Below are 11,004 nucleotides of genomic sequence, written 5' to 3'. Positions count from 1 at the left end.
ACAATCAGGAAGCCATCGAAGTTCTCCAGGCCGTCGGTGTTATGACCGGCGACGAGAACGGCAAGTTCAACCCCGACGCCAACGTCACCCGCAACGAGATGGCCGTCATCATGTCCAACATGCTGGACTACAAGGTGTCCAACTACGCTGGCACCGCCCCCTTTACCGATGTGCCCGCCTGGGCTGAGCCCTATGTGGCCGCCTGCTGGACCCACGGCATTATCTCCGGCTATGACGCCAAGACCTTTGGCGGCAGCGACTCCGTCACTGCTGCTCAGGCCGCTCTGATGATGCTGAAGGCTCTGGGCTACTTCCAGTATCAGTCCGACTTCGGCGATGACTGGCAGCTGTCCACCATCCGTCAGGCTAACCAGATCGACCTGTACAACGACGTGGATGTGGCCGCTATTGAGGCCATGACCCGGAACGACGTGGCCCAGCTGGCTCTGAACACCCTGGAGGCCACTCAGGTCATCGTGGGCCGTGAGCCCGGCAAGGTGGTCACCCCTGATGGCACCACTGTGTACCTGGGCTCCGCTGAGTACAGCGACCTGTACAAGTCCGGCAACCGTTATAACGCCATCAATGGCAAGAAAGATGACGACAGCAAGAAGTACTCCGCCGAGCTGGGCGAGGACCTGTTCGCCGGCGAGCTGAAGAAGAAAGCCGACGACCACGACGACTTCGGCCGTCCCGCTGTCATCTGGTCCTACGAGGGCGACGAGATCGGCAAGTACGCTGGTGAGGAGCCCGTCATGACCTATGTCAAGGACTTTGACAAGGACGAGGTAAAGGACTTGGAGAAGGACGGCTACGACTTCGACGGTGCCACCATCTATGTCAACGGCTCTGATGAGACCGGGCTGGACAGCGTCGCAGACTTGGCCGCCCGCAAGTACAAGGGCACCGTCATTGAGCTGTACGCTGCTGAAGATGACGACAAGAAGATCGACCGGATTGTCCTGCTCCAGGGCTACCTGGCTCAGGTGACCGACATGGACGACGAGGATGTCACCATGGACGTCTACAACCCCTGGCTGAATAATGACGACGAGGCCGTTTCTTTCACGGTTGAGGACAACAGCAAGGATGACGACGACTGGTTCGACCGCCTGTCCAAGCGTTATGACGTGGACGACTACTTCGTCATCTTCATTGAGGCCGCCGACGTGAACGACGATAACGATGTGCTGGCCGTGTCTGACGTAGAGACCGTCAGCGGCACCGTCAAGACCGTCAAGATCACTGACGATATGGAGAATGGCTACAACGGCAGCTTCACTCTGGACGGCACCAAGTACACCCTGGCCTCCGGCTACAACAATGTCGAGATCAACGCCGGCGACGAGTATGACTTCTTCCTGGACGAGAACGGCTTTGTGATCGGCGCCAAGGCTGCCAACGACGAGGTCAATGTTGACGACTATATCTTCGTGAAGGAAGTTGGCGAGAGCGGCTTCGACAACATCGCCAAGGCCCTGTTTATGGACGGCACCTCCAAGACTATCACCGTGTCCGAGTTGGACAACGACGATGACTTCACCTGGGATAAGTCTGAGGATGCCAAGAAGTTCTACACCTTCAAGGAGAAGAAGAACGGCGAGTATGAGCTGAAGCTGGTGGACGATCAGAATAAGGCCGAGAGTGCCACCGTGGATAACGTCGCCAAGCCCATCTCCGGCGTTACCAAGACTGGTAACTCTTCCACTCTGTTCATCGCTAAGGATAAGGTTTACACCGGCGTGAAGAACGCCCCCGAGGTTGAGGCCGGCAACGTATACTACATCTTCGACGGCGGCCGTCTGGTCGTTGTGTACTCCGAGAACGAGGGCTCCGCCAGCACCAGCGCTGACGAGCTGGTCTATGTCCTGTCCGACAACTACGCTGTGGGTCTGGACGAGGACGACGAGGAGTACTATGAGTACGATGTCTTCATGGACGGCGAGAAGACCACCCTGCTGACCCGTAAGGATGATCTGGAGGTTGGCCTGTACCAGATCAAGAGCTACGAGGACGACCTCTATGCCGAGTTTGAGAAGAACGTTGACGGCGATCTGGTGAAGACCGAAGAGTCTGTGTCCACTGTCGACTACGAGGACGGCACCCTGACTCTGGACGACGAGAGTTACCTGCTGGCTGATGACGTGAAGGTCTACACCATCGACGGCACCACCGTCAAGTCCATTGGCGCCGGCTCCATCGAGAACCGCGTAACCAAGGACGGTTTTGACAACGTCACTCTGATCCAGCTGGACGAGGATGACAACGAGTTCGTTATCGTCTATCTGACCAAGTAATTTCTTTTCCGCAACCCCAAAGGACCCCGGAGCCAGAGCTCCGGGGTCCTTCTTTCACTCCATTTCCAGAAGGGCCAGATAGTGATAGGTCCTGCCCTCGTCGTTTAACTGAGGCGACACCTTGCCATCATCATTATACCAGGATACGGCCCGCTCCTCCCATGTTACCGTGTTCGTCCGGTCGTTATTGACCGTAGACTGGGCCGCCGCAGAGGTCTCTCCACGGCCGCAGAGCAACCGCCAGCTGCCATAGACGTAAAGAAGCATCGGTCTTCGCTGGAAGGTCAGGCGGTTTGGGGCACTGGCTCCGGCGCCTCCGGTCCCTACATAGCTCCCCGCCACTACCTGACAGTTTCCTTTTCCGGCCATATCCGCTGCGAGAACAGCGGCCTTCTGTGTCAGCTGGTCCATGGCTTCCCGGCTGGCTTTCCCAAAAAGAGCCGTATCGATTTTTTGGTTGTCCTCATTGAACTCCATACGGAGCACCTTATCCTCCGCCTCCCATTGGTTGAGCTGGTAATGCTGCGTCTTATTCGTTGACATAATGGTTCCTCCTTTAATGATTAAGATCAGGGATGTGGCTTTTGCGGGGTACACCTTTTTCTCCCGCTTTGGGTTGTCACGCCCTGCATGACCGGTTAGTCGGGCCGGAGCCGCAGCGTGACCCCTTCTATCTAACACAAAAACCGCCCCGAAGTGGGACGGTTTCATACATTTTTTGGAAATTATAATACAATTCTGTTCAAAGAGAGTCTGCCATCGGGTCTCTTCCCATAAAAAGGACCTGGAGGCCACGCCCCCAGGTCCTTGCCCTTTATTTCTCCATATCCATGATTTGGGACACGCGGCGGGCGTGGCGCCCTCCCTCAAAGTCCGTGGTCAAAAACACGTCTACGATGCGCTCTGCCAGGTTGGGCCCGATCATCCCCGCGCCCATCGCCAGCATATTGGCGTTGTTGTGGCGGCGGGTCAACTCGGCGGACAGGGGATCGGCGCACAGGGCGCAGCGGATACCCTTCACCTTGTTGGCGGTGATGGAGATGCCGATGCCGGTGGTGCAGATGACAATCCCCTTCTCACAGGCGCCGGAAGCCACAGCTTCGGCAGCCGCCTTGCCAAATACAGGGTAGTCACAGCTGGCGGTACTGTCTGTACCGAAGTCCTGGCAGGAGATGCCCTTGGCTACCAGATAGGCCTTGATATGCTCCTTCAAATTATAGCCGCCATGGTCAGATGCGATTGCGATCATAATAAATATCCTCCAATTCTTATAGTTTGATCCATTCAGGCCGCCGCTTCCGATAGACGGCAAAGCGATGGAATCCTGTCTCACGAAGGAGAGCCACAGCCTGGGAGATGCCGCGTCCCACATTTCCGGGGGAGTGGGCGTCAGAGCCGGTAGTAACCAACTCGCCCCCCAACTGATGGTAATGTCTAAGGATGGGGCGCCAATCCTCCACCTCCCGGCCGCCGTGGGTGTTGACCTCGATTGCCTTCCCGTTTTGGATGACGGCACGGAGCAACTGGTCCAGCTGCTCCCCATACCGGTCCAAGGTGATGTGCCAGCCTGCTCTGCCGTTCATATAGCGGAGGGGATAGATAATATGGCCCAGGGCGTCGTAGCAGTCCAGCCGGGTCAGAGCCAGCATACTGGCGAAATAGTCATCCAGCGTGGTGTAGCACGCCTCCTCGGAGCGGTAGTCCAAATAGAAAAAATCTCGACCTCCCGCCTCTGGGCTCAGATTGTGGATGGAGCCGATGACAAAATCCAGGGGGGCGGCGGCCACAAGAGCCTCAGCCCGGCCGGGGTCCGTATAGGCCCCGCCCAGCTCGAGGCCCAGCAGCACCTTCACCTCGCTGCCGCCTTTGTCACGGGCCCGCCAGTATTGGTCCAAGATGGGCGTCCAGTCCCAGCCGCCCAGAGGAGCTCCGTTTTCGTCCTGCAGGTCACAGTGGTCGGTGGTGCACAGCTCCCGGAGGCCGGCCCTGCGTGCCGCCCGGACCATGTCCTCCAGCCGGGCGGTGCTGTCCGGTGAACAGCAGGAGTGCGTGTGGTAGTCTGTAAGATACATGGCCCACCTCCTTCTTCCCTATTGTAGTGCCTTTCCCCTGTTTTTGCAAGGGGGAAGGATGGAAAAGCGGGCCCTCCGGGCCCGCTTTTCCCATTATTTTCGGACAGGAACATGCCAGATCTCTCTGGCGTAGTCGCTGATTGACCTGTCGGCAGCAAAGAGGCCGGAACGGGCGATGTTGATGAGGGACATCTGATTCCATCGCTGGCGGTCGGCATAGGCCTCCAGCGCCCGCTTGTGAGCCTGGCAGTAGCTAGAGAAATCGGCCAGCAGCATATATTCGTCCGCCATAGAGCCCCCAACGCCAAAGAGGAGGCGGTCGGTGATGCTGCTATACGACACATGGTCGTCAAAGCCGGCGGCGATCTGGTCAATGACCCGCTTCAGCCCATGGTCCCGCTGGTAGAGGTCCAGGGAGCGGTAGCCCTCCCGCTTGCGCTGGTTCACCTGCTCGGCGGTCAGGCCGAAGAGGAAAATATTTTCGTCCCCCAACTGCTGGTGCATCTCCACATTGGCGCCATCCAGAGTACCGATGGTCAGCGCGCCGTTCATCATGAATTTCATGTTGCCGGTGCCGCTGGCCTCCTTACCGGCGGTGGAGATCTGCTCGGACAGCTCACTGGCGGGCATCAGCTTCTCCGCCAGGGACACCCGGTAGTTCTCCAGGAAAACCACCTGAAGCTTATCCTTGCAGACCGGGTCCCTGCTGATTTGGGCTGCCAGGGAGTTGATGAGCTGGATGATCTCTTTGGCCACATGGTAGCCGGGAGCCGCCTTGGCGCCAAAGAGAAAGGTCTGGGGGGTGAAATCCATGTTGGGATTATCCCGCAACTGCTGATACAGATAGACGATGTGGAGGACATTGAGCAGTTGTCGCTTATACTCGTGGAGGCGCTTGACCTGGACATCGAAGATGGCGTCGGTGTTCAGGATAACGCCGGATTCCCGTGCCACATAGGCGGCAAAGCGGCGTTTGTTCTCCCCTTTGATGGCCTCCAGCTGCTTCAGCACGGACTTGTCGTCCTTGCAGTTCTCCAGCTTCCGAATGGCCTCCGGGTGGATGAGGTACTCGTCTCCTCCGGAGCAGTCCCGGATCAGGGCGTCCAACTTGGGGTTAATTTGAGACAGCCAGCGGCGGTGGTCAATGCCGTTGGTCACATTCTTGAACTTACCCGGGGCGGCCAGATAGGCGTCATGGAATACCTCCCGTTTCAGGATATCGGAGTGGAGGGCGGAAACGCCGTTGATATACTGGCAGGCACAGACGCACAGGTTGGCCATGCGCACCTCGCCCCCCCAGATGATGGCCATGTGGGCGATCTTGCCCTGGTCGCTACCGTAGCGCCGCTCCAGCTCCCCCTGGTAGCGGTGGGCGATCTCCTTCAGGATCTGCCACACACGGGGGAGCAGACTCTCAATCAAGGCCTGGGGCCACCGCTCCAGAGCTTCGGCCAAGACGGTATGGTTGGTGTAGCACACGGTATGGGTGACAATATGCCATGCCTCGTCCCAGGAATAGCCCTCCTGGTCCAACAGGATGCGCATTAGCTCCGGGATGACCAGGGTGGGATGGGTGTCGTTGATCTGGATGACATGCTTTTCATGGAAATTGTGGAGGGTGCCATACTGGGCCCGGTGCTTGCGGACAATGGACTGGACCGTGGCGGATACAAAGAAATACTGCTGCTTCAGGCGCAGGGATTTCCCCTCGTAGTGGTTGTCGTCGGGGTAGAGGACCTTAGCGATGACCTCCGCCATGGCCTGCTGCTCCACAGCCTTGAGATACTCGCCCCGGGAGTAGAGGGACATATCCACCGGGACCGGACTCTTGGCGTCCCACAGGCGCAGGGTGTTGGTATGCCGGGTCTGGTAGCCGGCGATCTCCATGTCCCGGGGAATGGCCAGCACGGCGGTATAGCCCACATGTTCAGGGTGGTTGACGCCGTTTTCATCCCATCGGTCCTCAATCTTTCCGCCGAAGCGGACCTCCTCCGTCTCATCCAGCTTGGGGATGAGCCAGGCGTCCCCCAGACCTAGCCAGTTGTCCGCCAGCTCTACCTGCTTGCCGTCGATGATCTTCTGCTTGAAGATGCCCAGCTCGTAGCAGATGGAGTAGCCGGTGGCGGGGATCTCCAGGGTGGTCATGGAGTCCAGGTAGCAGGCGGCCAGACGGCCCAGGCCGCCGTTGCCCAGGCCGGCATCGGGTTCCTGCTCAAATAGATCGGCGGCGGAGAAGCCCAGTCCCTCCAGCGTCTCCTTGAGTGTATTCAGCAGCCCCAAGTTATAGGCGTTCTTCTCCAGAGAGCGGCCCATGAGGAACTCCAGGGACAGGTAGTGGACCTGACGCCGCTGCCCCTCCCACACCTGGTTGCCCGTTTCGATTTGATGGCGGGACATGATGTCCCGGAGGACTAGGGCACAGGCCTTGAACATATGGTTGGGGGTGGCCTCTTCCACAGTGCGGCCGAAGTTGCGCTGGAGCTTACCGATAATCATCTCGGTGAGCTGGGCCTTGGTATATTCTGCCATAGAGAGCCTCCTGTAATATCAAAATCGGTGCTTCCGCACGCAGGAAAAATTGCAAAAAGCGGTCTTTGCCCAGCCATTGTATCAGGTTTGGGCAGGAGCGTCAATGGGCAGAAACGCCCAAGATATGGGCGTTTCCGGGGATTTCTCAACATTTTTCATAAGAAAAGATGCCTTGTAAAAATCGATGGGCCCCGGACGCTATACACATCGTCCGGGGCCCTCTGATTATGTCAGACAGAGCTGTCAGCCGAGGATGCGCTGATAGATGTCCAGATACTGCCTGGCCGAGTTGTCCCAGGAGAAGTCGGCAGTCATTCCCTCTCTTTGCAGAGCCCGCCAAGCCTTTTTGTTGCTGTGGTAGAGGTCTACGGCCTCCCGCAGCACCCAGACCATGTCCCCCGCGTTGATGTTGGCAAAAGTGAAGCCACGGCCGGTCCCATCAAACTTGTTGTAGGGGACAACGGTGTCCTTCAGGCCGCCAGTCTCCCGAACCACAGGGATGGTGCCGAAGCGCATGGCGATCATCTGAGACAGGCCGCAGGGTTCGGAGACCGAGGGCATCAGGAACAGGTCGGCTCCGGCATAGATCATGGTGGACAGAGGGGCGGAATAGGTCAGTTGGGCGGCGAAGCGGCCGGGGTACTGACTCTGAGCGTGGCGGAACGCCTCCTCATACTGCCAGTCGCCGGTGCCAAGCACCACCATCTGCACGTCCAGGCCCATAATCTCCTGAAGGGAGTCTGTCACCAGGGAGAAGCCCTTGTGGCCAACCAGACGGGACACGCAGGCGATGATGGGCACATCAGGATTCTCCTGAAGGCCAACGGCCTGCTGCAGGGCCTGCTTACACTGGTTCTTGCCCTTGACCAAGGCGCGGGGGGTAAAGTTGGCGGCAAGGCCAGGGTTGGTGGCTGGATCGTAGAGGTCCACATCGATGCCGTTTAGAATGCCCTCCAGCTTGCCGCTCTGCTGATTGATGACCCCGTCCAGCCCATGGGCGTAGAAGGGAGTGCGCAGCTCCTGGGCATAGGTGGGGGATACCGTAGTGACGAAGTTGGAGGCCATAATAGCGCCCTTCATCAGGTTCACGTCCCGATGGTAGGCCAGCATCCCCTCGTTGAGATAGCTCTTGTCCAGACCGATGACATCCTGAAGGACCTGGTCGCCGTAGCGGCCCTGGTACTCGATGTTGTGAATGGTAAAGACGCTCTTGGTCCCTCCCAGTTGAGGGATGCGGTATTTCTCCTCCAGCAGATAGACGGGGACGAGGGCGGTCTGCCAGTCGTTGCAGTGGATGATATCTGGGGCCCAGTCCAGCTGTCCCGGAGTTTCGATGATAGCCCTGGAGAAGAAGGCGAACCGCTCGCAGTCGTCGAAATGTCCATAGAGCTGCCAACGCTTGAAGTAGTATTCGTTGTCTACAAACCAGTAGGCGACCCCCTCCCGCTCCAGATGGAAGATGCCACAGTAGACCTGCCGCCAGGACAGGGTGACATTGAAGTATTTGAGAAAGGTCATCTGTTCCCGCCACTCCTGGCCGATGCCCTCGTATAGAGGAAGGATGACCTTGACCTCGTGGCCCTCCCGAGCCAGAGCCTGGGGCAGGGAGCCGGCCACATCGGCCAGTCCGCCGGTCTTAATAAAGGGAGCAACCTCGGAGGAGGCAAATAGGATCTTCATAGACGATTCCTCTTTTCAAAAGATTCAAACTGGAGTGGATGAAAGAGACGGTCATACCACCGAATTTTTGGCGATGGCCAGGGGATATGTAGCGTGGCCCATGAGCATCCGGTCCTCATTGATCACCACGTTTTTATCCGCGATGACATAGGCCAGAGAAGCTCCGGCCTTGACCACCGTACCCTGCATCAATACGCTGTTGGACACCTTGGCGCCCTTTTCTACAATGACGCCGCGGGAGAGGATGGAGTTTTCCACCACGCCCTCAATATAGCAGCCGTCGGCTACCAGGGACTGGACCGCCACCGCGTCGGGCCCGTAGTAGGTGGAGGGGTTGGACTGATCCTTGGTGCGGATGGGGCGGCTGATGTTGAACAAGTCAGCGCGGACCTTGGGATCCAGAAGATCCATGGAGTGTTGGAAGTAGTCGCTTACAGACTGGAAGCGGGCCACATAGCCCTGGTGGATGTAAGGCATCATCTTCAAGCTCTTGAGCCGGGGGCGCAGGACACCTCGGCTGAAGCTGTGGATATCGTGCGCGGAACAGTACTCTACCATATCCAGCAGCAGCTGCTTGGACAGGATGTACACCTCCAGGGACTCCAGGGCCTGGTCCGCAGTAGTGGGATGGATGGACAGATCCGTGATCCGGCCCTCCCCGCTGACCTCCACATACTCCGAAAACTGAGGAGCCCCTTTCAGGGTGGGGGTACACACCATAGTCACGTCGGCCCCGGAGGCGATGTGCTGCTCCAGTACCTGGGCCACGGGCAGGTTAACAGCGATATCGCCCCAGCCCATGATAACATAGTCCTGGCGGATATTCTGAAGATATCCGGCTACGCCGGCCAGAGCCTCCATGTTGCCCCGATACTCGCCGCCTCCCTTGCCCTGATATCCGAAGGGGGGCAGGATGCGCAGGCCGCCGTGTTTGCGGGACAGGTCCCAGTCCTTCCCGGTTCCAAGGTGATCCAGCAGAGATTGATAGCTCTCATGGACCACCAGCCCCACGTCGGTGATACCCGCGTTGACATAGCTGGACAACATGAAATCGATCAGGCGGTACCGCCCGCCAAAGGGCAGGGAGCAGGTGTTGCGGGGCCTGGTCAGCTCTCCCAGATTGGCGTTAGAGCGATAGGCGAAGAGAATGCCGTGGAGATCATTCATGCCCGATCACCTCCCTTCACTGCTTCCCGAACCATGGCGCCGGGGGACACCACAGCCTGTTCCCCTACGGTGACGCCGCTGGCCACCACGGCGATGCCCCATTTGGGATCATCGTTGGGAGCGGAGCCCACTACGGCGCCCGCCTCAATGACGGCGGCCTCTGCCACAATGGCGTAAGACACCTGGGCTCCGGCTCGGACCACCGCCCCTGGCATGAGGATGGAGTACTGAACGCTGGCTCCTTCCTCTACAGTGACAGAGTGAAACAGTACAGAGTTCTCCACCGTCCCGTCCACCCGACTGCCGCCGGTCACCAGAGAGTGGGAGATGTGGGCGTTGGGGCCTGTGACATGGGGAGGTTTAACGGGAGTTCTGGCGTAAATGGGCCAGTCTGGGTCATACAGGTCGATGCTGTTCCGGGGGGCCAGCATATCCATGTTAGCGTCCCACAGAGAATTGATGGTGCCAACATCCTTCCAGTAGCCGTGGAAGCGGTAGGCCATCATCACCTCGTTGGCGGCGAGCATGTTGGGGATGATGTTCTTCCCGAAGTCGTTGGTAGAGGCCGGGTCAGCCTCGTCGTCAATGAGGTACTGCCGGAGCTTGGACCAGGTGAACACATAAATGCCCATGGAGGCCAGATTGCTCTTGGGTTGGGCCGGCTTCTCCTCAAACTCGTAGATCCGGTCGTTTTCGTCCACATTCATGATGCCGAAGCGGGTGGCCTCCTCCATCGTGACCTCCAGGACGGAAATGGTGCAGGCCGCCCCGGACTTCTTATGCAGGTCCACCATGTCGGCGTAGTTCATTTTATAGATGTGGTCACCGGACAGGATGACCACATACTCCGGGTCATACAGGTCCAGAAAGCCAATGTTCTGGTAAATGGCGTTTGCCGTACCCTTGTACCAGGTGCCCTGGTCGCCCTCCCTCATATAGGGGGGGAGGATGTGTACGCCGCCGTCAGACCGGTCCAGGTCCCAGGGCTGCCCGTTGCCGATGTAGCTGTTCAGCTCCAGGGGACGGTACTGGGTCAGGACACCGACGGTATCAATGCCGGAGTTGACACAGTTGGACAGGGGAAAATCAATGATGCGGTACTTGCCCCCAAAGGGGACGGCAGGTTTGGCTACATGGCTGGTCAGAGCGTAGAGGCGGCTGCCCTGGCCGCCGGCCAGCAACATGGCCACAACTTCTTTCTTCATGCTGTTCACCTCTTGTCTGTTTCGAGCGCGGGGGAAGGAAAACGTGAAATCAGG

General features: G+C 58.4%; 8 protein-coding genes. 1 reads left to right on the top strand and 7 read right to left on the bottom strand.

The genetic code is table 11. The annotated features are described in order from the left end of the window. Positions 1–2,297, top strand: a 2,297-nt coding sequence (locus tag OCV64_RS10800; RefSeq protein ID WP_262669988.1) for an S-layer homology domain-containing protein, incomplete at its 5' end; no start/stop codon positions are given. A 54-nt stretch (positions 2,298–2,351) separates the two neighbouring features. Here OCV64_RS10800 and OCV64_RS10795 read toward each other — a convergent pair. The 7 genes from OCV64_RS10795 to OCV64_RS10765 all read right to left on the bottom strand — a co-directional run bounded on the left by OCV64_RS10795 (position 2,352) and on the right by OCV64_RS10765 (position 10,950). Continuing rightward, entirely contained in the window at positions 2,352–2,840 is a 489-nt protein-coding gene (locus OCV64_RS10795; RefSeq protein ID WP_262669987.1) for a hypothetical protein, read from the bottom strand. 271 nt (positions 2,841–3,111) lie between these two features. Further along, on the bottom strand, positions 3,112–3,546 hold the full coding sequence (gene rpiB / locus OCV64_RS10790; RefSeq protein ID WP_147572373.1) for a ribose 5-phosphate isomerase B: 435 nt from the start codon (positions 3,544–3,546) through the stop codon (positions 3,112–3,114). 19 nt (positions 3,547–3,565) lie between these two features. Then, positions 3,566–4,369, bottom strand: a complete 804-nt coding sequence (locus OCV64_RS10785) for a histidinol-phosphatase HisJ family protein (protein WP_262669986.1) — start codon at positions 4,367–4,369, stop codon at positions 3,566–3,568. A 93-nt stretch (positions 4,370–4,462) separates the two neighbouring features. Further along, entirely contained in the window at positions 4,463–6,898 is a 2,436-nt protein-coding gene (locus OCV64_RS10780; protein ID WP_147572371.1) for a glycogen/starch/alpha-glucan phosphorylase, read from the bottom strand. Positions 6,899–7,141: 243 nt separating this feature from the next. Continuing rightward, on the bottom strand, positions 7,142–8,578 hold the full coding sequence (gene glgA / locus OCV64_RS10775; RefSeq protein ID WP_262669985.1) for a glycogen synthase GlgA: 1,437 nt from the start codon (positions 8,576–8,578) through the stop codon (positions 7,142–7,144). 51 nt (positions 8,579–8,629) lie between these two features. Next, positions 8,630–9,745: a glucose-1-phosphate adenylyltransferase subunit GlgD gene (glgD, locus tag OCV64_RS10770; RefSeq protein WP_147572369.1), complete on the bottom strand. Its 1,116-nt coding sequence runs from the start codon at positions 9,743–9,745 to the stop codon at positions 8,630–8,632. Beyond that, complete coding sequence (locus OCV64_RS10765; protein WP_147572368.1) at positions 9,742–10,950, bottom strand: glucose-1-phosphate adenylyltransferase; 1,209 nt, start codon at positions 10,948–10,950, stop codon at positions 9,742–9,744. The genes glgD and OCV64_RS10765 overlap by 4 nt, the downstream gene beginning before the upstream one ends. Positions 10,951–11,004 lie beyond the last annotated feature (54 nt).

The sequence above is a fragment of the Muriventricola aceti genome, assembly GCF_025567565.1.
GTDB lineage: Bacteria > Bacillota > Clostridia > Oscillospirales > Oscillospiraceae > Lawsonibacter > Lawsonibacter aceti.
This window is presented reverse-complemented; position numbering and strand designations above follow the sequence as displayed.

Bases quoted from the DNA above. Each gene is read 5' to 3' on its own strand.
- OCV64_RS10765 (WP_147572368.1), bottom strand. From the start codon at position 10,950: ATGAAGAAAGAAGTTGTGGCCATGTTGCTGGCCGGCGGCCAGGGCAGC.
- rpiB (WP_147572373.1), bottom strand. From the start codon at position 3,546: ATGATCGCAATCGCATCTGACCATGGCGGCTATAATTTGAAGGAGCAT.
- glgD (WP_147572369.1), bottom strand. From the start codon at position 9,745: ATGAATGATCTCCACGGCATTCTCTTCGCCTATCGCTCTAACGCCAAT.
- OCV64_RS10785 (WP_262669986.1), bottom strand. From the start codon at position 4,369: ATGTATCTTACAGACTACCACACGCACTCCTGCTGTTCACCGGACAGC.
- OCV64_RS10795 (WP_262669987.1), bottom strand. From the start codon at position 2,840: ATGTCAACGAATAAGACGCAGCATTACCAGCTCAACCAATGGGAGGCG.
- glgA (WP_262669985.1), bottom strand. From the start codon at position 8,578: ATGAAGATCCTATTTGCCTCCTCCGAGGTTGCTCCCTTTATTAAGACC.
- OCV64_RS10780 (WP_147572371.1), bottom strand. From the start codon at position 6,898: ATGGCAGAATATACCAAGGCCCAGCTCACCGAGATGATTATCGGTAAG.